The 24,439-nt window shown below is 60.2% G+C and carries 13 protein-coding genes and 4 pseudogenes; 8 read left to right on the forward strand and 9 right to left on the reverse strand.

Going from position 1 to position 24,439, the window contains the following annotated elements:
- The first annotated feature begins 27 nt into the window (after positions 1–27).
- The 3 genes from groL to IHQ72_RS34985 all read left to right on the forward strand — a co-directional run bounded on the left by groL (position 28) and on the right by IHQ72_RS34985 (position 7,197).
- Positions 28–1,674 carry a chaperonin GroEL gene (gene groL / locus IHQ72_RS34975; RefSeq protein ID WP_258120337.1) on the forward strand — a complete coding sequence of 549 codons (1,647 nt, stop codon included), beginning with the start codon at positions 28–30 and terminating at the stop codon, positions 1,672–1,674.
- 122 nt (positions 1,675–1,796) lie between these two features.
- A complete protein-coding gene (locus IHQ72_RS34980; protein ID WP_258120339.1) occupies positions 1,797–2,573 on the forward strand; it encodes a sulfite exporter TauE/SafE family protein in 777 nt (258 codons plus the stop codon).
- Between the two features lie 847 nt (positions 2,574–3,420).
- Complete coding sequence (locus IHQ72_RS34985; protein ID WP_258120340.1) at positions 3,421–7,197, forward strand: GNAT family N-acetyltransferase; 3,777 nt, start codon at positions 3,421–3,423, stop codon at positions 7,195–7,197.
- A 284-nt stretch (positions 7,198–7,481) separates the two neighbouring features.
- On the opposite strand, the gene IHQ72_RS34990 is transcribed toward IHQ72_RS34985, so the two are convergent.
- The 5 genes and pseudogenes from IHQ72_RS34990 to IHQ72_RS35010 form a co-directional block, all read right to left on the reverse strand.
- Positions 7,482–8,003: an IS3 family transposase gene (locus IHQ72_RS34990; protein WP_258120341.1), complete on the reverse strand. Its 522-nt coding sequence runs from the start codon at positions 8,001–8,003 to the stop codon at positions 7,482–7,484.
- A 101-nt stretch (positions 8,004–8,104) separates the two neighbouring features.
- Positions 8,105–9,148 (reverse strand): IS481 family transposase, encoded by a 1,044-nt coding sequence (locus tag IHQ72_RS34995; protein WP_258120343.1) that lies wholly within the window; start codon positions 9,146–9,148, stop codon positions 8,105–8,107.
- Positions 9,149–9,263: 115 nt separating this feature from the next.
- Positions 9,264–9,488, reverse strand: a pseudogene (locus IHQ72_RS35000) (helix-turn-helix domain-containing protein); the annotation flags it as partial.
- Between the two features lie 137 nt (positions 9,489–9,625).
- On the reverse strand, positions 9,626–9,805 hold the full coding sequence (locus IHQ72_RS35005) for a transposase (RefSeq protein WP_309508985.1): 180 nt from the start codon (positions 9,803–9,805) through the stop codon (positions 9,626–9,628).
- 116 nt (positions 9,806–9,921) lie between these two features.
- Positions 9,922–10,185 (reverse strand): annotated as a pseudogene (locus tag IHQ72_RS35010) (IS110 family transposase); the annotation flags it as partial.
- A gap of 197 nt (positions 10,186–10,382) precedes the next feature.
- On the opposite strand from IHQ72_RS35010, the gene IHQ72_RS35015 reads away from it, so the two are divergent.
- From IHQ72_RS35015 to IHQ72_RS35030, 4 genes and pseudogenes are all read left to right on the forward strand, one after another.
- Entirely contained in the window at positions 10,383–11,408 is a 1,026-nt protein-coding gene (locus IHQ72_RS35015; RefSeq protein ID WP_258120345.1) for an IS110 family RNA-guided transposase, read from the forward strand.
- A gap of 233 nt (positions 11,409–11,641) precedes the next feature.
- Positions 11,642–12,074: pseudogene (locus IHQ72_RS35020) on the forward strand (IS630 family transposase); the annotation flags it as partial.
- Positions 12,075–12,186: 112 nt separating this feature from the next.
- Positions 12,187–16,131, forward strand: coding sequence for a Ulp1 family isopeptidase (locus IHQ72_RS35025; protein ID WP_258120347.1), 3,945 nt, complete (start codon positions 12,187–12,189; stop codon positions 16,129–16,131).
- Positions 16,132–17,284: 1,153 nt separating this feature from the next.
- Positions 17,285–17,902: a class I SAM-dependent DNA methyltransferase gene (locus IHQ72_RS35030; protein WP_258120349.1), complete on the forward strand. Its 618-nt coding sequence runs from the start codon at positions 17,285–17,287 to the stop codon at positions 17,900–17,902.
- A 194-nt stretch (positions 17,903–18,096) separates the two neighbouring features.
- On the opposite strand, the pseudogene IHQ72_RS35035 reads toward IHQ72_RS35030, so the two are convergent.
- From IHQ72_RS35035 to IHQ72_RS35050, 4 genes and pseudogenes are all read right to left on the reverse strand, one after another.
- Positions 18,097–19,391: pseudogene (locus IHQ72_RS35035) on the reverse strand (carbamoyltransferase N-terminal domain-containing protein); the annotation flags it as partial.
- 494 nt (positions 19,392–19,885) lie between these two features.
- A complete protein-coding gene (locus IHQ72_RS35040; RefSeq protein ID WP_258120351.1) occupies positions 19,886–22,042 on the reverse strand; it encodes a peptidase domain-containing ABC transporter in 2,157 nt (718 codons plus the stop codon).
- Between the two features lie 31 nt (positions 22,043–22,073).
- Complete coding sequence (locus tag IHQ72_RS35045; protein WP_258120352.1) at positions 22,074–23,162, reverse strand: HlyD family secretion protein; 1,089 nt, start codon at positions 23,160–23,162, stop codon at positions 22,074–22,076.
- A 313-nt stretch (positions 23,163–23,475) separates the two neighbouring features.
- The gene (locus tag IHQ72_RS35050) at positions 23,476–23,637 is read right to left on the reverse strand and encodes a hypothetical protein (protein WP_258120353.1); all 162 of its coding nucleotides are present in this window, start codon (positions 23,635–23,637) and stop codon (positions 23,476–23,478) included.
- 281 nt (positions 23,638–23,918) lie between these two features.
- Between IHQ72_RS35050 and IHQ72_RS35055 the strand changes: the two genes are divergently transcribed.
- Positions 23,919–24,194, forward strand: coding sequence for a DeoR/GlpR family DNA-binding transcription regulator (locus IHQ72_RS35055; RefSeq protein WP_258120354.1), 276 nt, complete (start codon positions 23,919–23,921; stop codon positions 24,192–24,194).
- Positions 24,195–24,439: the final 245 nt, after the last annotated feature.

Below are 24,439 nucleotides of genomic sequence, written 5' to 3' on the forward strand. Positions count from 1 at the left end.
TAGGGCGAAATGCCCAAGGAGTAAAAAATGCCGGCAAAAGACGTAAAATTCTCCCGCGACGCTCGTGAGCGCATGCTGCGCGGCGTCAACATCCTCGCCGACGCGGTGAAGGTCACGCTCGGCCCCAAGGGCCGCAACGTCGTCATCGACAAGTCGTTCGGTGCACCGCGCATCACCAAGGACGGCGTCACCGTCGCCAAGGAAATCGAGCTTGAAGACAAGTTCGAGAACATGGGCGCGCAGATGGTCCGCGAAGTGGCTTCGAAGACCAACGACATCGCCGGCGACGGCACCACGACCGCGACCGTTCTGGCGCAGTCGATCGTCCAGGAAGGCCACAAGGCGGTTGCCGCCGGCATGAACCCGATGGACCTGAAGCGCGGCATCGACCTCGCGGTTAGCGACGTCGTCGCGACGCTGATCAAGAACGCCAAGAAGATCAAGACCTCGGAAGAGGTTGCCCAGGTCGGCACCATCGCCGGCAATGGCGATGCTTCGGTCGGCTCGATGATCGCCGAAGCGATGCAGAAGGTCGGCAATGAGGGCGTCATCACGGTCGAGGAAGCCAAGACCGCCGAGACCGAACTCGAAGTCGTCGAAGGCATGCAGTTCGACCGCGGCTATCTCTCGCCCTACTTCGTCACCAACGCCGACAAGATGGTTGCGGATCTGGAAGACGCCTACATCCTTCTCCACGAGAAGAAGCTCTCCAACCTGCAGGCCATGCTGCCAATCCTCGAGGCTGTCGTGCAGACCTCGAAGCCGCTGGTCATCATCTCGGAAGACGTCGAAGGCGAGGCCCTGGCCACGCTCGTCGTCAACAAGCTGCGTGGCGGCCTGAAGATCGCCGCCGTCAAGGCGCCGGGCTTCGGTGATCGCCGCAAGGCCATGCTGGAAGACATCGCCATCCTCACCGGTGGCCAGGTCATTTCCGAAGATCTCGGCATCAAGCTCGAGAATGTCGGCCTCAACATGCTCGGCCGCGCCAAGAAGGTGTCGATCTCCAAGGAGAACACCACCATCGTCGACGGCGCCGGCAAGAAGGCCGAGATCCAGGGCCGCGTCGCCCAGATCAAGCAGCAGATCGAGGAGACCACCTCGGACTACGACAAGGAGAAGCTGCAGGAACGTCTCGCCAAGCTGGCGGGCGGCGTTGCCGTCATCCGCGTCGGCGGTGCGACCGAGATCGAAGTCAAGGAAAAGAAGGACCGCGTCGACGACGCCCTCAACGCGACCCGTGCGGCCGTCGAAGAAGGCATCGTTCCCGGCGGCGGCGTCGCACTCCTGCGCGCTTCGCTGAGCATCAAGGCTGTCGGCGCCAACTCCGACCAGACCGCTGGCATCGCCATCGTGCGTCGCGCGCTGCAGGCTCCGGCCCGTCAGATCGCGGCCAACGCCGGTGCGGAAGCATCGATCGTTGCCGGCAAGATCCTCGAGAACACGGGCGCGACCTTCGGCTTCAACGCCCAGACCGGCGAATATGGCGACATGATCGCCATGGGTATCGTCGATCCGGTCAAGGTCGTGCGCACGGCTCTCCAGGACGCGGCCTCGGTCGCCGGCCTGCTGGTCACCACCGAAGCCATGATCGCGGAGGCTCCGAAGAAGGAGTCGGCTGGCGGCGGCATGCCTGGCGGCATGGGCGGCGGCGGCATGGGCGGCATGGATTTCTAAGGTCCACGCAGCTCGACAATCTCGATGGGCGGCAGTGATGCCGCCCTTTTCTCTGGCGCGGAGCCAAGCCGGCTGCCCGATCCACAAGGCTACATACGGCTGCACTTTCACGACGGACACCAATGACTGACTTCATCCTGTTCGCCATAGTCGGCTTCCTCGCCCAGGCGGTTGACGGCGCGCTAGGCATGGCCTATGGCGCGATCTCCTCCACCGTGCTGCTCTCCTTCGGTGTTCCGCCGGCGCAGGCTTCCGCCGCGGTGCACGCGGCGGAAGTGTTCACCACGGCCGCTTCAGGCACGGCGCACCACTACCACCGCAATATCGACTGGAAGCTGTTCTGGCGGCTTGTACCGTTCGGCATTCTCGGCGGCTGCCTCGGCGCCTTCGTGCTGACCTCGTTCGACGGCGACATGGTGAAGCCCTACGTCACGACCTATCTCGCAGTGATCGGGTTCTGGCTGTTCCTCCGGTCGTTCCGGAAGATCCCCAGCAATCCGGTTCCTACCCGCCTTGTGGCGCCGCTGGGCACCGTCGGCGGCTTCCTCGACGCGGCAGGCGGCGGCGGATGGGGTCCGATGGTCGTGACCGGGCTGCTCGGGGCCGGCGCGCCGCCCCGCTACGTGATCGGTACTGTCAATGCGGCCGAGTTCCTGATCACGCTTGCGGTGTCCATCGCCTTCATCGTCGCGCTCCTCACCGGGCACTGGCAGGAAGCGGGGGCGCTGTCGACACATGCAAGCTCGGTGCTGGGGCTGATCGTGGGCGGCATAGTCGCCGCCCCGCTTGCCGGATGGATGCTCAAGGCGATCGCCGAGCGGACGCTTTTGCGGCTCGTCGGCTGCCTGATTATGCTGCTCGCTTTGTTCCAAACCGCCCAACAACTGGGATTAGTCTGACCTAAGCAAGCCGACTGCCCTCATGACCGGCGTAACCGAAGTGAATCGCGGAGGCGACTTGCCACCCTGGAACCTGATCCCACCGCTCATGACACAACATTGGATCCGCAAAAAGGCGCCGCCGGGTCGGTAACGTTGGGATAGCGCAGATGGCTTGAGGAGCGGCGACAACCGTGGGGCTGAGGGGAGAATCAGACTCCGTTTGCGCATTTCGTAGGTGCGATGCTGCGCCACGGACGGCGGTGGTGCGAGTTCACCAAGCTCAATCGCGAGATGCTGAAAGTTACGCGTTTGGTAGATCTGCCGATGCGCTTTGGAAATCCAATACGCAGGAGCGTATTTCGCGCTTACGCCCACAACATCAAACCGGTGGAACCGATCGAGACGGTGGTGTCAGCAAGGCCGGCGGCACCATGATGCGAACCGGGCTGCTTTCTTCCAGGGAGACATCGATTTCCACATGGCAGCCAATGGCTGTTCCTCTCATAACGCTGGAGCCGATCGCTCGGACTCCGGTTCAACACCTTCATTCTGAGGGACAGCCACCCAACCTGGCCAAGCTCGGGAAACCGGCCATTACGGCATCTAGGCGCGTGCACCATGCTGCCTTAGCGGGCATGTTGTCGTCAGGTTCTCGACAGCTCTATGGCAGATGCAAGCCCAGCTTCAAACGGGCTTATATTACTGAAAGTGACGACGGATGGATTTAACCTCGACCAAGCGGGTACGCGGACAATCGAACAGGGCCGGCCTGCAAGGGAGCTCACCGGCGGCTCCGTCCGCAGGTACGGCGGCCTTTGAGCGGCAACTGAGTGAGATCGCCAATTCAGGCGGAGGTGGTGGAGCAATGCCGGCCGGCTCGGCGCCGCAGCCGAGTCAGTCGAGTCGACTTTTGAAAAGGCTCAGCAAGCTCCCTCTTCATCCCGAGGATCCTCCGCTTATTTTGGGGTTTGAGGAGGCGCTCATCAAGGCTAATGCCGCCGAGAAAACCGTCAACTCCTATGTAGGTGTTCTTGTGAGCTTTGGCCACTGGCTCTTCGCAAAGAATAAAGATCCCATTAAGGATCGGCTCGATAAGCAGTCGCTGGTCAAGGATGCGCGCGAGTTCATCGGAAAGGGTGACTCCGCAAAACTCTTTGCGGCGATTGGTCACCTCTCGACGGGGGGCGTAGTGCGGATCCGCGCTAATAGTCCGTATCCCCAAGACGCGGCTCTCATCAAAGAGTATAGAAACGAAGCCCGGATACGTAGCGGCGGGAGGATTGTAACTGCTCTTAGGAGCTTCAGTGACTATCTGCGTCAAAACAACAAGAAGGGCATTGTTGGTCGGCTTTCCGACGAGGCGTTGGATAGAGATGCCGAGGGCTATAGGAAGGACTGCGCTGATCCAACGATCGGATCCGCACTGGCTCAGCTCCGAAAATCGGACGCCGGCGCTACAGCGATGGAGCTCGAGCGCCATATTCCCCCCGTTCCTGATCCCGAAGACGCGGCACTGACGGAGCCGAGGCGGGGCGGCGAGGCGATTGCGCAGCACAGCGCGTCGCAGGAAGTCGGCAGTTGGCCAGAGAAGCTTGCTGCGGCAGCCCACGATCAGGATGTGCTTTTGGGGCTGATGGACGAACAGGGCCTGTCGTCTTCGGCGCCGCAGCCGGCTCGGTCAGCTCGGCTTGGCAGGAACCAGCCTCTCTATCCCGAGGATACTCAGCTTATTTTGGGGCTTAAGGAGGCCCAGGAAGCGGCTCTCATCAAAGAGTACAGAGACGAAGCAGCGATACCGACCAGCAAAAGGAATGCAACTGCCGGCAAGGCGTTGGCCGGTGGTGATCAAAGGATCGGCTCCGCACTGGCATCTCTCCGAAAACCGGACGCCGGCGCTAAAGCAATGGAGCGCGAACGCCATATTCCCCCGGTTCCTGATCCCGAAGACGCGGCACTGATGCAGCCAAGGCGGGTCGGCGACGCCGCTGCGCAGCACAGCGCGCCGCACGAAGCTAGCGGTTGGCCAAAGGAGACGGCTGCGGCAGCCCACGATCAGGACGTGCCTTTGGAGCGGATCGACCAACCCGGCCAGTCGTCTTCGGCGCCGCAGCCGGCTCAGTCAACTCGGCTTCGCAGGCAGCGGCCTCGGGAGCAGAAGCCTCTCTATCCCCAGGATGCTTCCCTTATTTTGGACCTTGAGAAGGCTTTCATCAAGGCCAACGCCTCCGACCACACCGTCAAGAATAATGTAGGCATTCTTCGCCGCTTTGGTGGCTGGCTCTTCGAAAAGAACAAAACGAGCATTGTTGCTCGGCTCAACAGCACGTCGCTGTCCGATGGCGGTGGGGTGCTCGAGTTCATCGGAGAGGGTGATCCCAGCAAACTCGTTGCGGCATTAGATCATCTCCGGACCTTTCAGTCGACGGGCAGAGTCGTGCTGCGCGCAAGCCGCGCTAAGCGCAATCCTCGCCCCCAGAACGTGACGCTCATCAATTCCGAAGGCGCGGCGCCGACGGAGTCGAGGCGGGTCGGCGACGCCGCTGCGCAGCACGGCGCGTCGCACCAAGCTGGCAACTGGGCACAGAAGCTTCCTGCGAAAGCGCACGATCAGGATGTGCTTTTGGGGCTGATGGACCAACCCGGCCTGTCGTCATCTCTCGAGCCCGCAGCGCACCATGACCAGGCACCAGATCCCGGAGTGTCCAATCACCAGCGGTCCCCGGACGAGCTGATGGGGGCACCTGCCTGGAGCAACCTGCTGCCAAGCGAGGAGGTCCTCATCGAGGATGAGCTTGACACAGCTGAGTTGCGCCCAGCGAAGAGGCAGCGGATCCTGGACGATCTGCAAGGCCTTGCCGCCGAGCGGCAGCTGAGCGAGATCGCTAATTCAGGCGGTCGCCTGCTGTCGCCGGCCGCCACCCATCAACTGGGTGCATCGCCATGGGAGGCGCGGCCGATGATGCAGGGGAGCGGGTACGAAGACGCCGCGGCGCCGCATGCGATCGCGACGTCCGTCGGGGACGCCGCTGCGCAGCAGGGACCTGTCAGTTGGCCATCGGTCGGCGCGGAAGGTTACGATCAGGATCTGATGGTTGAAGACGGCCCACCCTGGTCCGGAGTTCCCCCTGAGCAGGCGCAGGACATAGCCCAAGCTGGATGGCAGGAAGCTGCCAGGTCCACGTCAACCTGGTCGCTGCAGATGCCGCTCAACTTTGATTGGAGTATGTGGCCAACCTCGGAACCAGCGCCAGTGCACTATGTCAGGGCTCGCTCAGAGACCTACGGCGATTTTGAGGCAGCGGTTGATCCCAATCCGCCCGGGCCAGTACCGGGTCATCACCAGGACGCTCGACAGCCCGGCTCGCCGCTGGCGCTTTCTCCACTGCCAGACTCCTCGGACGAGGAAGCTATGGCGTGGTTGAGCGAGGAATTGGAACGGCGGCAGATGCTCCGCGATACGGAGTGGCAGACCATGATGCAAGGGACAGGGTCCGCCGCCGTTCCGGGGGCGGGAGAACCCAATGAGGTTCAGCTCATCCATCACCCTCGACCTCGGCCCATGGGTGAAGCTGCGCCAGCGGCACCGGCAAGAGCTCCCCAACCCGCCTCGCCAGTCACCGCCAGCCTGCCAGGCACCTACCGCGGTCTTCCAGTGGTTGATGTGACGCTGACGACCAGTTCCTCCGATGCTCAGATCGGGGCGTTCGGTCCGACAGCCTCGTCCAAGGTCGCCAACGGATCTGTGCTCGGCGCCACCGAGTGGCTGAGCGACGCCCATATTCAGAGGGATTACCATTTGCTGGAGGGGCAACTGCAGGGGATCAATCCGGAACTCGCCGCCCGGACACGGCTGGTGGATCCGTCGGTATCCCATCTCCTGCGTCATGTGGGGTCGAACACCGCGCAACACACATTGCAGTCCATCTATAATCAAAACACCGCCCCGGCCGACTTCCTGTTCCTGTCCGTGAACAATGGCACTCTTGATAGGCCCGGCACCCATTGGTCGCTGCTGCTCGTTGATCGCCGCGAGCCGGAAATACCGGTCGCCTATCACTACGACTCCCGCCAGCGAGAGGGATACAACGACGGGCCTGCAACACAGCTCGCAGGACTGCTGAACGCCACCTTGGCGCCAGCCCGCATGGCCCGACAGCCGAATGATTACGACTGCGGCGTGTTTGTGCTGGAGGGCACGCGGGCGCTGCTTGGACGCTTGCTGGACGGGCAGCGGCCAGAGCACGAGCCGCTGCAACTCGACGACCTCGTCGCCGATCGGCCGGCGCTGCAAGACCGGCTGAGGCGGCGCTTGCCGCACGAGCAAGAGCCCCGGCAGCTGTTGGATGATGAACCCGCCTCCCCACCAATGATGGCATTCGAGCCAGGGGAACTGCGGCAACTGTTGGAGGACGAGCCCGCCTCCCCACCAATGATGGCATTCGACTCAGCGGAACTGTGGCGACTGTTGGAGGACGAGCCCGCCTCCCCACCAATGATGGCATTCGAGCCAGGGGAACTGCGGCAACTGTTGGAGGACGAGCCCGCCTCCTCTTCACCACGAATTAATTCGACCCGACATGCGCGAACGGACGGTGTTCATCAGCCAACCCAGGCGCCGTGGCCCCCTCAACGCAAAACGTAACTTTGCGGTAGAGGAGCGGTCATTATTGGTGGCGCCGTGCGCCTTTCCACCCGGACGGGCGGGTGGGAGGGGATGGAGTGACTGATGACGATCCTGTCATCGCGAGGACTTCCCTCGCTAGAAAGCGCAGCACGCGTGCTGGTGCTGATCGGCGCGACACCCGGAATGCAAGAAGGAACCGATCGGCTTCAAGGTTGGCGTGCGCGAGAGTGTGCAGAGCTGGCGTGAGCTGTTGATCGGGATGTGTTGCAACATTTTGCCACTCGCGAGTGTGGAGTGCACCCCTATTGTGAGACAGAAAAATTGCGAGACAATTCCCTGCTCGTGAGTTCAAGTGCGGCATTTTCCGACGGTGTCGACAAGGTCTTTTCGTATTCCTCCGGGGTGAGATAGTCGAGTGCTGAATGCAGCCTTTGCCGATTGTAAACATCTTCAATGAAGCTCGCGATACGCCGCCGCGCATCTGGTGCATCGCGATAGGCCAATCCTGCGACTTCTTCCTGCTTCAAGGTTTTCATGAAGCTTTCCGCGCGTGCGTTATCATAAGGGTTCCCCACCCGGCTCATGCTCGGCTGGATCCCATGCCCATGGAGGATATCAGAATAGGTGGTGCAAGCGTATTGAATGCCCCTGTCCGAATGATGGATCAAACTGCCGGGAACCGGAACACGTGCGGAGATCGCCATTTTCAGGGCATCGACAGCAAGGCTGGCCCGCAAGTGTAGTTCGAGCGCCCATCCGATGACCTTGCGACTGAATGCATCGAGCACAACCGCCAGATAGGCGAACTGCTCGGCAAGGTGCAAATACGTGATGTCGGCGACCCAAAGCTGGTTGACGTATAGAAGTTTGTACTTGATCGGACAGTTGGCGTCTGAGAATGGTCGGTTTTGCCTGTCCGATAGGATCAGGCAGCGATCATTTTCTCCTTCGCCAGCGGGGCGGTTTCAAGGAAGGTCTGCATCGGCGTCTTGCCGAAGCACCAGCGGCCCTGATGTGGGCGCTGCTCATTGTAACTTCTGACCCATTCATCCAAATCGGCCTGCAGCTCCTCGATCGAGCCGTAGATCTTCTTCCTGAAGGCGACCCGGTAGAACTCGTCCAGCACCGTCTTGTGGAAGCGTTCAACGATGCCATTGGTCTGCGGGTTCTTGGTCTTGGTGCGGGAATGATCCACGTCCTCAACCGCCAGATAGAGCTCGTACTCGTGGTGTTCGGGATTGCCGCAATATTCGGTGCCGCGGTCGGTCAGCACCCGGCTTAGCTTCACCTCGTGGGCGTCGAAGAACGGCACCACGCGGTCGTTGAGGAGATCGGCGGCGGTGATCGGCGTCTTGCGGTCATAGAGCTTGGCGAAGGCGACCTTCGAATAGGTGTCGAGGAAGGTCTGCTGGTAGATGCGTCCGACCCCCTTCATGTTGCCGACATAGAAGGTGTCCTGGCCGCCGCAATAGCCCGGGCATTCACTCTCGAACTCACCATGCGCCTCCTTGTCCAGCTTGGCCTTTTCCAGCGCCGCCAATTGGCTCTCGGTGAGCACGATACCGTCCTTGGCGACCTTGGCCTCCAGCGCCTTCAGCCGCTTCTTCATCGTCTCCAGATCGTGACGCTGCCACACCCCGCGGACGCCCGACGGCGAGACCGAGTGGCCGCGCTTGCGCATTTCGTTGGCGATGCGGGTCTGCCGGGTCTGCCCATAGGCGGGATATTCCAGCGTCAGCTCGAGGATGATCGCCTCGACCTCGGGCGGCGTGCGGTTGGCCAGCAGCGGCTTCCGGCGCGTCAGTTCCTGCAGCGCCAGTTCGCCGCCGGTCTCGTAAAGCTCCCTGAAGCGGTAGAAGCTGTCGCGCGAATAGCCCATCATCTTGCAGGCCTGGCTGACATTGCCGAGCTGTTTGGCCAGCTCCAGCAGCCCCACCTTGGCGCGGATGATCTTTTGGTCCTTGGTCATGTCAGATGTCCTTTCCAACGCCGAGGCCGGGCGCTGCGAACCCTGACCACTCCGCGCCCGGCCTCGGCTCAAGCTTCAGCCTAGGACACCGTCTGTCAGATAAAGTTTAAACTTTTACATCGGGAAAGGCCGAGACCCGTTCGCGCAGATAGTCGACAAAGGGAACGATCTTGTTTGGCCGCCCCGCCTGTCGCGGGCCATAGGCGGGAAGTTCGAGCCCGCGCTCGATGTATTTGCGGACCGTCTTGGGATCGCGGCCCGTTCGCCGGGCAATCGCGGTCACGGACAGGCCCTGACGGTGTAGATCCAATATCATCAGAAGTTCTCCAAGTTGGACCACCAGCACCGCTCCGATTCCGATCAAATCGGGACGGACTATCGACGCCGGAGCGAAAGCCGCCAGTTCCGGGACGCGTCCCGGAACTGGCGGCAGCAGCGCCAACTAGGGAATTTTCGATGCCCACAATCAGAAAATATTCATCGCCCGATGACAGGCATTAGATTGCCACACGTCCGCAGCTGCTCACGCCAGGCATATAAGCGTTGGCGGTGAATACCCAGTTCATCAGCTAATCGGCTGACGTTCTCCCCGTTTTGCATCCGCAAGAGCATGGAGAGCTTCTCTCGTTCGCTAAATCTCGGCTTTCTTCCAACCATTTCCAGTTCCTGCAATCCAGAAACTGTCCCCTATTTATTTGTCTCAGTCGAGGGGTGCACTCCATCACTGTCCGGGATTTAGCGAAAAGGGTGTCCGGGATTTACCGAAACACGCACTTCTGCCGTTTGACGAAAGGCTTCACATAGGCGGGTGCGATCAGCCGCACGGTGTGGCCGAGCTTCCCGATATCCCGACCCCAATAGGGGGCACCCGGGCATGCCCCCATTGCCACCAAACACGGTGGCTCGGCGGCAAAGAAAGCCAGCACCTGGTCGCGCCGCAGCTTCCTACGGAAGATGACCGCTCCGGCAGAGCTCGCTCCGTGTGCTTGAAAGACATTCTTGGCCAGATCCAGGCCGATGGTGTTAACTTCCGTCATGGGCGCCTCCTTTGAGTGGCTGAGAACACCTCCACTCTGGCACATCGATGCCGTCGGGGGGCGTCCACATGGGGTAATCGCGGGAGCGACGCACCCTCGGAACCAATCATAGCCTTGGAGGGTGGCTGTTCCCCGATAAGATGAAAGTACGGGCTCACGACTCGACGCCGGGCCCAAGCATCGAATGGAGAACAGCCATGGAAGAATATATCGGTCTCGACGTGTCGATGAAAGAGACGGCGGTATCGATCCGCCGCGAAGGCAAGCGCGTCTGGCGCGGGACGTGCGCCTCAGACCCAAAGATCATTGCCAACCTTATCCGCAAGCGGGCGCCGGCCGCAAAGCGCGTCGTGTTCGAAACCGGCCCGCTGTCAGTTTGGTTCTATCATGCGCTGCGCGCCGAGAAAGTGCCGGCGATCTGCATCGATGCTCGCCATGCCAAAGCTGCGCTCGATATGGCGCCGAACAAAACCGACGCGAACGACGCCGACGGTTTGGCGCATCTTGCAGAAGTAGGGTTCTTCCGTGAGGTGCGGGTGAAAGGATTCGACAGCATGCTGACCCGCACGCTCGTGGCGGCACGCACCCGGCTGGTTCGGATCACCACCGAACTTTCTAACCAGATTCGTGGAATCATGAAAACGTTCGGCCTGCTCGTTCCTGCAGGCAAGGGGACCACGTTCGAGAAGAACGTTCGGCGCCTTCTTATCGATCACGAGGAACTTGCTCCTATCGTGCTGCCGATGTTGGAGGCCTGGCGCGGCATTCGCATCCGTGCCGCCGAGCTTGGGCGCCAACTCGTCGCAGATGCACGTCAGAGCCAGGCATGCTGCATACTCATGTCGATCCCCGGCATCGGCGCTATCACCGCAACCTCGTTCGCCACTGCCATTGAAGATCCGGGCAACTTCAAGAAGTCCCGATCTGTGGGCGCCTGGATAGGCCTGACGACGCGCCGCTACCAATCCGGAGAAGTCGATTATGATGGCCATATATCCCGACGCGGCGACCGCCATTTGCGAGGGCTTCTCTATGAAGCAGCGTCGGTCATTCTGACGCGTAGCTCAACCGAAAGCACCCTGCGCACATGGGGACTTCAACTGCGGGAGAGGATCGGCTTCAAAAGAGCTGCTGTGGCTGTGGCGCGCAAACTGGCGGTGATAATGCACACGATGCTTAAAACCGGTGAGCTCTTTAATCCGAATGCGGGAGCCACAGCGTAAAACCGGATAGCGTTCAGACTCTGAACGCCTGAGGCGTCCCTGCCGGGACGTGAGCCGAGCCATTCCGCTGATGGGGTTGCACAGCTGTCTCAGCGAAGTGCGTCGTCCACATTGAAGGCTCGCCCCGCGAAGCTCCATCATGCGGCGACCAATGTCGACCGCGAAGACAACCATGCACCCGGCAGCGTCGTCTAACAAACTTCAGGCTTGACGCCCCAACTGCGATTAGACAACCCCATCACTGGAAGACCACGACCTTCACCGGTGCGCTGCGGCTGACGGGCATGACTGCGCCCTTCGTCTACGACGGCGCTATGAACGGCAACGTGTTCCTGGCCTATGTCGAGCAGGTGCTGGTCCCGACATTGTCGGAGGCCGACGTAGTCGTCATGGACAACCTGCCCGCTCACAAGGCCGCCGGCGTGCGCGACGCGATTGAGGCCGCAGGCGCGAGCCTGCTCTACCTGCCGCCCTACAGTCCCGACTTCAAATCCGATTGAGAACGCCTTCGCCAAACTCACGGCGCTGCTGCCAGCAAAGGCGGAGAGAACCATCAAGGCTCTGTGGGACGCGGTCGGCGCGGTCGTCGACCTCTTCACCCCAGCCGAATGTGCCAACTACTTCAAAGCCGCAGGTATGAACCGGATTAAACAGGACGTGCTCTAGGCGCGTGCACCATGTTGCCTTAGCGGTCACGTTGTCGTCAGGTTCTCGACAGCTTCTCTGTGTCAGATGCAAGCCAGCTTCAAACGAGCTTATATTACTGAAAGAGACACGCATGGATTTAACCTCGACCAAGCGGGTACGCGGACAATCGAACAGAGCCGGCCTGCAAGGGAGCTCACCGGCGGCTCCGTCCGCAGGTACGGCGGCCTTTGAGCGGCAACTGAGTGAGATCGCCAATTCAGGCGGAGGTGGTGGAGCAATGCCGGCCGGCTCGGCGCCGCAGCCGAGTCAGTCGAGTCGACTTTTGAAAAGGCTCAGCAAGCTCCCTCTTTATCCCGGGGATTCTGAGTCTATTTTGGCGCTTAAGCCGGCCCTCATCAAGGGCAACGCTGCCAAGAACACCGCCAGGAACAAAGTACGTTCTCTTCTCAGATTTGGCCGGTGGCTCTTCGAAAAGAAGAAAGATCCCATTAAGGATCGGCTCGACGAGCAGTCGCTGACCGATGATGCGCGCGAGTTCATCGGAAATCCCAATCCCGCGAAACTCCTTACGGCAATAGGTCATCTCCGGACTTTGCAGTCGACGGGCGGCGTCGTGCCGGTCGCAGGTCGCGTTGAGTTGACTCCGTATCCGGAGGACGCGGCTCTCATCAAAGAATACAGAGATGAAATAAAAGAGTACGGACGCAAAGCAGCGATACAGACCGGAAGAAAGAATGCAACTGCTCTTAGGAGCTTCAGTGACTACCTGCGTCAAAATAACAAGAAGGGCATTGCTGGTCGGCTGTTCGACCGAGCGTTTGATCCAGACCTCAAGAGCTATAAGAAGGACGCTGATGGTTATCAGGACATCGGTTATGCACTGGGTTGTCTCCGAAAATCGCGTGCTGGCGCTAAAGCGATGGAGCGCGAACGCCATATTCCCCCCGGTCCTGATCCCGAAGCCGCGGCACTGACGGAGTCGATGCGGGTCGGCGACGCCGATGCGCAGCACAGCGCATCGCAGGAAGTCGGCAGTTGGCCAGAGAAGCTTGCTGCGGCAGCCCACGATCAGGATGTGCCTTTGGAGCTGATGGACGAACCCGCCCGGTGGTCTTCGGCGCCGCAGCCGGCTCAGTCAGCTCGGCTTCGTAGAAAGCAGCCTCTCTATCCCGAGGATACTCAGCTTATTTTGGGGCTTAAGGAGGCCCAGGACGCGGCTCTCGTCAAAGAGTACAGAGACGAAGCAACGATACCGACCAGCAAAAGGAATGCAACTGCCGGCAAGGCGTTGGCCGGTGGTGATCAAAGGATCGGTTCCGCACTGGCATCTCTCCGAAAGCCGGACGCCGGCGCTAAAGCAATGGAGCGCGAACGCCATATTCCCCCGGTTCCTGATCACGAAGACGCGGCACTGATGGAGCCAAGGCGGGTCGGCGACGCCGCTGCGCAGCACAGCGCGCCGCACGAAGCTAGCAGTTGGCCAAAGGAGACGGCTGCGGCAGCCCACGATCAGGACGTGCCTTTGGAGCTGATGGACCAACTCGGCCTGTCGTCTTCGGCGCCGCAGCCGGCTCGGCTTCACACGGAGCAGAAGCCTCTCTATCCCCAGGATGCTTCCCTTATTTTGGGGCTTAAGGAGGCTTTCATCAAGGTCAACGCCTCCGCCAGCACCGTCAAGCATAATGTAGGCATTCTTCGCCGCTTTGGTGGCTGGCTCTTCGAAAAGAACAAAACGAGCATTGTTGCTCGGCTCAACAGCAAGTCGCTGTCCGATGGCGGTGGGGTGCTCGAGTTCATCGGAGAGGGTGATCCCAGACCACTCGTTGTGGCATTAGATCATCTCCGGACCTTTCAGTCGACGGGCAGAGTCGTGCTGCGCACACGCCGCGCTCGCAATCCTCGCCCCCAGAACGTGACGCTCATCAATTCCGAAGGCGCGGCGCCGACGGAGTCGAGGCGGGTCGGCGACGCCGCTGCGCAGCACGGCGCGTCGCACCAAGCTGGCAACTGGGCACAGGAGCTTCCTGCGAAAGCGCACGATCAGGATGTGCGTTTGGGGCTGATGGACCAACCCGGCCTGTCGTCATCTCTCGAGCCCGCAGCGCACCATGACCAGGCACCAGATCCCGGAGTGTCCAATCACCAGCGGTCCCCGGACGAGCTGATGGGGGCACCTGCCTGGAGCAACCTGCTGCCAAGCGAGGAGGTCCTCATCGAGGATGAGCTTGACACAGCTGAGTTGAGGCCAGCGAAGAGGCAGCGGATCCTGGACGATCTGCAAGGCCTTGCCGCCGAGCGGCAGCTGAGCGAGATCGCTAATTCAGGCGGTCGCCTGCTGTCGCCGGCCGCCACCCATCAACTGGGTGCATCGCCATGGGAGGCGCGGCCGATGATGCAGGGGAGCGGGTACGAAGACGCCGCGGCGCCGCATGCGATCGCGAAGTCCGTCGGGGACGCCGCTGCGCAGCAGGGACCTGTCAGTTGGCCATCGGTCGGCGCGGAAGGTTACGATCAGGATCTGATGGTTGAAGACGGCCCACCCTGGTCCGGAGTTCCCCCTGAGCAGGCGCAGGACATAGCCCAAGCTGGATGGCAGGAAGCTGTCAGGTCCACGTCAACCTGGTCGCTGCAGATGCCGCTCAACTTTGATTGGAGTATGTGGCCAACCTCGGAACCAGCGCCAGTGCACTATGTCAGGGCTCGCTCAGAGACCTACGGCGATTTTGAGGCAGCGGTTGATCCCAATCCGCCCGGGCCAGTACCGGGTCATCACCAGGACGCTCGACAGCCCGGCTCGCCGCTGGCGCTTTCTCCACTGCCAGACTCCTCGGACGAGGAAGCTATGGCGTGGTTGAGCGAGGAATTGGAACGGCGGCAGATGCTCCGCGATACGGAGTGGCAGACCATGATGCAAGGGACAGGGTCCGCCGCCGTTCCGGGGGCGGGAGAACCCAATGAGGTTCAGCTCATCCATCACCCTCGACCTCGGCCCATGGGTGAAGCTGCGCCAGCGGCACCGGCAAGAGCTCCCCAACCCGCCTCGCCAGTCACCGCCAGCCTGCCAGGCACCTACCGCGGTCTTCCAGTGGTTGATGTGACGCTGACGACCAGTTCCTCCGATGCTCAGATCGGGGCGTTCGGTCCGACAGCCTCGTCCAAGGTCGCCAACGGATCTGTGCTCGGCGCCACCGAGTGGCTGAGCGACGCCCATATTCAGAGGGATTACCATTTGCTGGAGGGGCAACTGCAGGGGATCAATCCGGAGCTCGCCGCCCGGACACGGCTGGTGGATCCGTCGGTATCCCATCTCCTGCGTCACGTGGGGTCGAACACCGCGCAACACACATTGCAGTCCATCTATAATCAAAGCACCGCCCCGGCCGACTTCCTGTTCCTGCCCGTGAACAATGGCACTCCGACTAACCCCGGCACCCATTGGTCGCTGCTGCTCGTTGATCGCCGCGAGCCGGAAAGACCGGTCGCCTATCACTACGACTCCCGCCAGCGAGAGGGATACAACGACGGGCCTGCAACACAGCTCGCAGGACTGCTGAACGCCACCTTGGCGCCAGCCCCCATGGCCCGACAGCCGAACGATTATGATTGCGGCGTCTTTGTGCTGGACGGCACGTGGGCGCTGGTTGGACGATTGGTGGAAGGGCAGCGGCCAGACCGCGAGCCGCTGCCCCTCGACAACCTCGTCGCCGATCGGCAGGCGCTGCAAGACCGGCTGAGCGGGCGCTTGCCGCACGAGGAAGAGCCCCGGCAGCTGTTGGATGATGAACCCGCCTCCCCACCAATGATGGCATTCGAGCCAGGGGAACTGCGGCAGCTGTTGGAGGACGAGCCCGCCTCCCCACCAATGATGGCATTCGACTCAGCGGAACTGTGGCGACTGTTGGAGGACGAGCCCGCCTCCCCATCAATGATGGCATTCGAGCCAGGGGAACTGCGGCAACTGTTGGAGGACGAGCCCGCCTCCTCTTCGCCACGAATTAATTCGACCCGACATGCGCGAACGGACGGTGTTCATCAGCCAGCCCCGGCGCCGTGGCCCCCTCAACGCAAAACGTAACCTTGCGGTAGAGGCGCGGTCATTATTGATGGCGCCGGCGCCTTTCCACCCGGACGGGCGGGTGGGAGGGGATGGAGTGGCTGATGACGATCCTGTCATCGCGAGGACTTCCCTCGCTAGAAAGCGCAGCACGCGTGCTGGTGCTGATCGGCGCGACACCCGGAATGCAAGAAGGAACCGATCGGCTTCAAAGTTGGCGTGCGCGAGAGTGTGCAGAGCTGGCGTGAGCTGTTGATCGGGATGTGTTGCAACATTTTGCCACTCGCGAGTGGCAGGAATGCTTCAACAATTTCAGAGGATTGCGAATGCCAGCAGGCTCGCACGGGCGTCAGATATCAGCTCAAACTGAACGGGGCGACCTGTTTTTTTGCTGCCATCGCACGTGTGCGATCTTGAGGCCGACGACCACTGAGGGGCGGCTGTCATGGTAACGATTTCCTGGGTAGCCGCCAGACGAACGACCAAGGAAAATCGAGCCGGCATAGCTGCCTCGACGGACATCGATGCGGCATGAGGAGGTAGACGAAGCGCAGCATCTCGGTGGAATGCTGATTCTCACGCATCCTCGTATCGGACGTTCAAGGACACAGCCGACATTGCCTGTGCCGGTTCGATCCTCGCTGCAATAGGGGCGAGTGTCGATGTGCCTGATCGTTCGCGCCCACTACAGCAGTTGATTGGCACGAACCAGCAGGGAACGCGCGTGTTCAGATTTTCTAGAAAACCACCGCGAGCATGAGTCATATCAGATATTCGGGATCAGGCATGAGGCCACAAGGCAAAATTCTGGAAAACGAAGCCGATCTTCCTCTTCCAGACAGGGTCGTTTGTTACTGCTTGAGGTATAGAGATGAGTTTTGCGGTATCCCTCGTCGGTGCAATTCTTCGGTCAGGCAGCGTTTTCGGAGCGCCCCCATAAAGGTTCGCGTGGGCAATTGCACTCATTGTCGGCTTTATGACAACAACGGACATGAAGCGCGAGCGTATCAGAGTGGTCCCATTGTTATAAATGGATTTCCTGGATTGGTTCGCCATTTGCTTGGCTAATGCACAACTTCCCGATCAGCAGGATACTTCCGTGAACAGCCCTGGCAAACATATAGTCGTCACCGCGACATACGAGACACTTCGGCTCCACCGCGAGGGTCAGGCAATGGCCTTCGACGCCATCGGCGATCGCTATGACGAGGCCTTTCCGCACAAGGAACGCCAAGTCCTGGCGGGCGAATGGCTGATCAAGTCCTTGCCGACGGGTTCCCGGGTTCTGGATCTTGGCTGCGGGACCGGCGTCCCAACCGCACGTCAATTGCTCGACGCCGGTTTGGAGGTCGTGGGTGTCGACCTGTCTGCCGTGATGGTGAAACTCGCCCGCGAGCATGTTCAGGGCGCGACGTTCCATCAACTGGAGCTTGCTGACTTGCGACCCGGCGGGCCGAGGGACCTCGGCCGATTCCAGGCCGTTGCGGCCTTCTTCTCTCTGCTGATGCTTCCACGAGTGGAGATTCCCCTCGCGCTAGCGACGGTCCGTCATCTGCTCGCTCCTGGGGGCTTGTTCGCCCTCTCGATGGTGGAGGCGGATGTGGACGATTTCCCAGTCCCATTCCTCGGAAATACTATCCGGGTCTCAGGCTATCTGCGAGAGGAGTTGCGTATGGTGGTCGAAGCGGCAGGGTTCACAATCGTGCAGGAGACGTCTTCCGCCTGCGTCCCTGCAGTGGCCGACGTGCTGCCGGAGGAACAGATCTTCCTCTGCTGTGAGTTGCGCGGCTGAGTGCGAGCCAGCGTTGACCATTCAGCCCGACGAAGGCAGGGCTGTAGCTCCGCTTCGTATCGGCCACCTGCAGCTTCGCGAGAGCGCGCATTGCCTCACCGTGGAATGCGCCCGCGCAACGACCCGACGCCTGAAGACTGTCGGCGAGGGCCGCCAAATCGCTCGCAAGCTTATCCACCATCACATGCGCCCTCTTCGACCTTGCTGAGATGGTCCTTCATTTCCGGCGAAGTCGCGGCCGCCAGGATGCTTCTGCCTCCCAAGGCACGTGGACCAGGCTCTGCGCGGCCTGCAAGGAACACCATAGGCTTGTTGTCAGCGAGCACGCTGGCAAGTTCTGTCAAGCTGCAAGCAGCAGCCTGCCATCCAGGCGGAACTTGCCATGGCTCATATTTGGCCCGCTGTAGACTGACCAGTCGAGATGCACGAAACCTTTGTCGGCGGCCAGCGCGCAGCAAGCGGCACCGATCGCCGATCCGCTGTCGTTTGGAAACGGAGGCACCCAGACTGCGTCGAATAAACCGCTCGCTCGAAGGGCGCTGTTCCATTTGATATTCAGCCCGCATCCGCCGGCGATGCACAGGTTTCGCGTTTCGGGAACCGAGTGCCACGCAACGCGCTTGTCATCTCCCGGACGAGAAGACGCTCTACAAAGGCATGGAATGAAGCAAGTATGTCCTCGGGCGTTTCGGGGATTAACCGCGACGCGCTTGCATCGAAGAAGTCGTGCACATCCGTGAGTAACGCGTCTTCGCTGTGGCTGTTGTTCCTGTAGCCAAAGGCAAGGTCCGTGTCGCCGGCGAAATGGTCGTCGTAAAGCTCCTGAAACACATCTACGATGTGTTCATGGACCGCCCCGAGCGCGATATAGGCCATCAACTTGCCGGCGATACCGAGATTCCAGCCAGTCCGCAGTTCTTGCCTGTAAGGACCGAAATGTTGGCCCGCGGCGGCATAGGCATGACCTATCATCGGAAACAGGCATCCGATAAATCGGACTCCGCTTGGCTCGACATAGTAAAGCCGCGGAAAGATGCAGCCGTCCCATACCAGACAAAAAGCCGGTTCCTCTGCTTTGGCGAATGAGCTGGGGCAGTATGCGGAGGCCACGTGGCCAAGAACATGCGGGTAGCTTTCATAAGAAAATACCCCATTGTCGAGCACGAGACCCGAACCTTGATAGGTCTTCAGGGACTTTCGGCATCCCACTCCACATATGGCGCGCCGTTGAGAGTGATAGGGGAGCCCTTACTGAGAACCTGGAATTCCGACTCGATCTCACCGTCCCATCCGTCAGTGACGAACCGGTCAACATCGGCGGAGCGAGCCCATGTTCCGCCAAAGCGGCGACGACAGTCTCAAGCCGCTCGATATGTTGGTATGGTGGATTATTGTCGAGCTTCTCCTGCTCGATGCAAAAGACCAATCGGCCGTCTTCCACGACAGCGATTCCCCCGTCGCGCGTCAGCTTGATACCGCAAATGCGCATAGTAGATCCATGTCGAGGTCAGTGTAAGAACAACCGCAGAAACGGGCTGGAAAGCATAGGCGTGGACTTTCATGTCGCGCTATGCGGCAGCATGAGGGATCTGTAAATTCGATTTGGATATGAGGCATCCCCGCGGTGGATGATAAGGTTTGCCGCCTGATTTAGAACAAGATGACTGGCACGCAAAAATCAACGGAATTGCGCGGCACCACCCGCGCCACGCGAACTCGGAGATTTCCTCATGGAGAACGGAGGTCGCGCCAGCGAGTACTGAGTCTTCTCTCCTCAAACGGCGTCGAATTCTCAGATGAATATGCTAAGAAGCGTCGGGCTGATGCCGAGCAAGGATGCACCGACAACTTTCTCTATCCTAGGTGTGCCCCACACGGCCGAATGGCGAGAGGCGGATTTTGTTCGTCTCGCCCCTTTACCGGACGCTAGGAGCCTGTCCAGATAGCTTCGGCATATGGCTTGCGATGCCCTCACTGAAGCGGTTAGCTGGATCCGGTTTGCGCTCGCCACAAGCGAGCGTAAGCGCCTTCAGTTGTCAGCAGATCGGTATGCCGTCCCTCCGCAACGACCCGGCCCTTGTCCAAGACCACTATTTTGTCGGCCCCACGGACGGTGCTGAGTCGATGAGAGATGACGATGATCGTCTTGCCGTCCCGACGGAGGTCCTCAACCACCCGCAGGACAGAGGCCTCGGCGACCGAGTCGAGCGATGAGGTCGCTTCATCCAGGATCAGGATCTCCGGATCTCGATACAGAGCCCGAGCCAACGCGAGGCGTTGTTTCTCGCCCCCGGATAGGCGCACGCCGTTCTCGCCTAGATAGGCCTGGAAGCCGCCGGGCCAGCGCTCGATCGCCTCCCACAGCCCTGCTTGGTCGCAGATTCGCTGGATCTTCTCGATGTCCGGCTCGAACTCGCCAAGGGCGATGTTCTCGATGACGGAGCCCGAGAACACGTCGATCGATTGCGGCACCGCAGCGACAACCTTGCGCAGAGATACGGTCGAGAGGTCCTGGATAGCATAGGAGCCGATCCGGATGTGCCCACCCTCGAGCGGGTAGACATTCTGCAGCAGCGCCGCAAGGGTGCTCTTGCCCGAGCCGCTTTCACCCACCACCGCAGTCATTCCTCCGCGGGGGAAGGTGACGCTAAGATCCTGGAAAAGGTCCAGCTGCCCGCCATAGCGGAATGTGACATTCTCCAGGTGGATGTCGCCAATGCCGGATTTGGTGGCATCGATGCCGCCACTGCTTTCCGGCTCCAGGTCGAAGATATCGAACAGGCGATCTGCCGCTATAAAAGCATCCTGAACGATCCGGTTGGTCTGGATGAGACTGGCAACCGGCCGGGTGACATAGCCCAGCAAAGTATAGCAGGACAGTAATTCGCCGGGCGTGACGGTTTGATCCAGGGCAAGCGTCGTTCCGAACCACATCAGCACGATGGTGAGTAGATTTGCGAGTAAAGTCGAGGTGCTGTTTCCGAAGATCGAGATCAGGCCGGAGCTGTAGACGGAGTGCAGCATCTTGATGAAGCGGGTCTCCATCTTAAAGTTGGCGAAGCCCTCCATGCCGGAGGTCTTGATCGTGGAGACAGCTCCGAGTGATTCCACCAGTTGCGTCTCCAGTTCGGCAGCGTTCTCCATCATGGCGCGCTGGCGACCCCTATTCAGCCGGTTGATGGTCCAATAGACTGAGAGGTACAAGGGGATGGAGACCGCCACGGCCAAGGCGATCTTCCACGAGTAGATGAACATCAGCCCTAACGAGAACAGTATCGTTAGCACGTCGACGAACATGTTGATCGAGACGTCGTTCAAGAAGCTCCTGATCTTCACCGCGTCATTCATGCGGGAAATGATTTCGCCCATGCGCATGCTGTCGAAGAACTTCTGAGGCAAGCTTAGGATGTGATTGTAGTAGCCGAGGATCAGCAGGACGTCGATCTTCTGCCCCGTTTGCAGGACGAGCCGGTTTCTGAGGAGATCGAGTAGGATCTGCACGACCGAGATCAGCAGCATGGCGACGCTCATCAGGTTGAGCAGGTTGCGGTTGCCCGCTGTAATCACATGATCGACGATCTTCTGGACGTAAATGGCCGTCGAGAGGCCAAGGATCGTCGCCACCAGGGCCCCGACGAGAGCCTGCGCCATCGCCCCCTTGTGTGACGCAAGCAGACTCGCGAATCGAGCAAGGCGTGAGGTGGTCTGGTCGCAGCGCTTAAAGGTATCTGCCGGAACCAGGAGCACCAGGGCGCCAGTCCATTGCTTTTTGAATTCCTCATGCGCAAGCTTGCGGATTTCACCATAGGCTGGGTCCATAACGGTGACCCACCTGGCGTCGATCGCCTGGATTACGACGAAGTGGTGCAGGACCTCGTTGACGATTACGTGCGCGATGGCAGGCTTGGGGATCTTGTATAGGCTGTCGAAGCCACCCTTCACCCCCTTGGCGACGAAGCCCAGCTTCTGAGCCGCTTCCGTGAGCCCTAGGATCGTGGTGCCCGAGCGGCCGGTCGAGGCATACTGCCGGATCCGCGACAATGGCAGCTTGTAGCCGTAGAAGGCGGCGACAGAAGCAAGGCTGGTGGCCCCGCAATCGGTGATGTCGCGCTGCTTGAACTTGATGACCTTGCCCGACATGGCGGCTCGCTGACTGTTTGGAAGTCAAAGATCAGTGGCGGCCCGCCAGCAGCGGATTGAGCCAATCATCGACCTCATTGTAGAGGAGTTCCAGGAGCGTGCGGTCGCCCAGGAGGAAGCGGGCCCGCACGGTCATCCCTTTCTTCAGGTGACCGATCGCCCCGTGCTTTAGGGCGAGATGGCGGCGAGAGAGTGCGCAACGGACCTTGAAGACCACGCTCCCGTCATGGAGAGTAAAGTCCTCCGCCACGTCCAGCACTGTCGCGTCAATGACACCCCATTGATTGGAGTTGAAAGCATCCACTTGCAGACGCACCGACTGGCCCGGGCGCACAAAGCCGATGTTGTTGGGCGAAACGTAGATTTCCGCCACCAGTTCGCCATCCGGCGAAACCCAAGCGACGGTTTGCCCGGCCTGGACATAGCTGCTGGGGGTGAGACCTGAGAATTGCTGGAGAGCGCCTGACACGGGGGCTCGAATGCGTGTCAGATCCCGTTCGTTCTCGAGTTGATGCAAGGCGGCCGTGAGCTCCTTGCGCCGTAGGTTCACATCCAAAAGCTGCTGGTTCCATTCAGCGGATTTGCGCCGCACGAGGATCTCGCCCTGAACCTCGATTGTCTGGAGGGCGAAAGCCTTTTCCTCAACGGCCTCTGCGGGAGCTACAGCAGCGGAGAGCAGGCGCTTAGCACGCTCGAGTTCCGCGGCGGCATTACTGCGGGCATATTTGTTCTCCCGCAGCAGGTTGAGGAAATGTGCACGCTCGGCCGTGGCGGACTCGGTCAAGAGGCGGATCGGGTCCTCGGCTTGCGTACCGGAGGAGATCAGGGTTTCGAGGTCACGGGCAAGATCGCTCCTTGCGCGAATATCGCCTCGAAGCGCTCTGAGCTTTTCCTCAACCACCTCATCATCGAGGGCGAGGATCTCTTGCCCCTGAGCCACCAGATCGTTTTCAACGGCAAGGATGCGGGAGATGCGTCCCGAGACGGGCGCGACTAGGGGCGTCTTCTCGACAGTGGGTCGAATGATACCGGCACTTTGGACAGACACCGTTATAGTTATGAATGGCAGCGACGCCAATGCCGCAGCCACAGAGAGCACAATCACCTTGTAAATGACCAAAGATCGCCCTGATCCTCGGGCAAGGATGCTCTCTGCAGTGTAGCGGCCGATTCCAGAAGAAATGGGAACTTCTGATCTATGTTCACTCATAGTTGGGTCTGTACTTGCGTTCTATCCGTGTATCTGGCGTAATACCCCTTCCCCTACAGTTGCAGCTACAAAAGCTAGTAGCGTAACAGCTGCCCAAATTACTCCCCAAAATAGGCCTCCCGAAATTGTAGATGCTTCTTCGGGAGTCAATTCGGTCACATTATAACCTGACAGATCCGCCTTCATTGTTTCTCCTTTCCTAAAGCTCAAATGAGAGGACAAATCAGTGATTTCCGTCGACGGCTTTTGCGATGATGCTTACAGCTGCAAGGCCGAACGTCCCCAAAAACGCAAAAACTAGTGCCCAAATCATCCCTCCCGAAATCGCAGATGCTTCTTCGGGAGCCAATTCGGTCACACCATAAGCTGACATTCCCGCCTTCATTGTTTTCTCCTTTCCTAGAGCTTAAAATCAGCAATGCACGGTCGGCGGCGTGTGCCGCCGCACAAGGAGAACATCAAGAGTCGTGCCAAATGCACAGGAAGCCCCAGAACAGCGCTTATGCATTTTGAATCAACGGCTTAATTGAGAGCGCGGCGGCAGGGCGGGCCGAACATCGCCGTGTCGCGAACTCGACAAACCCGACAGTAGGGCCAACTCAAGGTACGTCGGTCGCCTTGGTTGGCGCTGGGGTTCGTATGTCGAGCCGTGATCGGACGTCCATTATGGAACCGAAGCTTCGTCATCGAAGGGACGCAGTGGAAGCGGAACTCGGGGTTAGCAACGTCAATGTCATTGAGGTCCCTGTCAAGCAAGCAATGATAAGGGCAGCCGACAGTGCCGTGCTGGTAGCCGACAGTTCTAAGTCAGGTAAGAGGCCATTCGCGAGGGTCTGCGGGATCAACGAACTTACGCAGATCGTGACCGACGGGCGTGTGGCTCCTGAGCAGCGCGAGGCATTCGGCGACAAGCTCAACATTGGGTTTTGTTGCAACGACTGAGTTGGGCTCAGGGAGGATTGGTGCGCGGCTGGTGAGGCAGCGAGAATGGAGAACTGTTCGGTCAGGGATGGGTTCGGGTTTGAAGGCGTACCTCGCCTGTGGCTTGCGCATCATGTCATCATGCGAGATTTGTTTGTACGTAGTCTGCGGAGCCTGCCTGAGCCTATCGGCGCAAAGGCGAAGGCGCTGTTGCCATGCCATTCCGAAATCTGAAGCTCGCTGCCCCGCAGTTCCATCCACAGCGC

This window comes from Mesorhizobium onobrychidis (genome assembly GCF_024707545.1).
In the GTDB taxonomy this organism is placed as follows: Bacteria; Pseudomonadota; Alphaproteobacteria; order Rhizobiales; family Rhizobiaceae; genus Mesorhizobium; species Mesorhizobium onobrychidis.

What these genes read in the sequence shown, in the direction of transcription:
- IHQ72_RS34995 (WP_258120343.1), bottom strand. Translation starts at nt 9,148, where the DNA reads ATGACCAAGGACCAAAAGATCATCCGCGCCAAGGTGGGGCTGCTGGAG.
- IHQ72_RS35025 (WP_258120347.1), top strand. Translation starts at nt 12,187, where the DNA reads ATGGATTTAACCTCGACCAAGCGGGTACGCGGACAATCGAACAGAGCC.
- IHQ72_RS34980 (WP_258120339.1), top strand. Translation starts at nt 1,797, where the DNA reads ATGACTGACTTCATCCTGTTCGCCATAGTCGGCTTCCTCGCCCAGGCG.
- IHQ72_RS35030 (WP_258120349.1), top strand. Translation starts at nt 17,285, where the DNA reads ATGGCCTTCGACGCCATCGGCGATCGCTATGACGAGGCCTTTCCGCAC.
- IHQ72_RS35050 (WP_258120353.1), bottom strand. Translation starts at nt 23,637, where the DNA reads ATGAAGGCGGGAATGTCAGCTTATGGTGTGACCGAATTGGCTCCCGAA.
- IHQ72_RS34985 (WP_258120340.1), top strand. Translation starts at nt 3,421, where the DNA reads ATGCCGGCCGGCTCGGCGCCGCAGCCGAGTCAGTCGAGTCGACTTTTG.
- IHQ72_RS35040 (WP_258120351.1), bottom strand. Translation starts at nt 22,042, where the DNA reads ATGTCGGGCAAGGTCATCAAGTTCAAGCAGCGCGACATCACCGATTGC.
- IHQ72_RS35055 (WP_258120354.1), top strand. Translation starts at nt 23,919, where the DNA reads ATGGAACCGAAGCTTCGTCATCGAAGGGACGCAGTGGAAGCGGAACTC.
- groL (WP_258120337.1), top strand. Translation starts at nt 28, where the DNA reads ATGCCGGCAAAAGACGTAAAATTCTCCCGCGACGCTCGTGAGCGCATG.
- IHQ72_RS35015 (WP_258120345.1), top strand. Translation starts at nt 10,383, where the DNA reads ATGGAAGAATATATCGGTCTCGACGTGTCGATGAAAGAGACGGCGGTA.
- IHQ72_RS35005 (WP_309508985.1), bottom strand. Translation starts at nt 9,805, where the DNA reads ATGGTTGGAAGAAAGCCGAGATTTAGCGAACGAGAGAAGCTCTCCATG.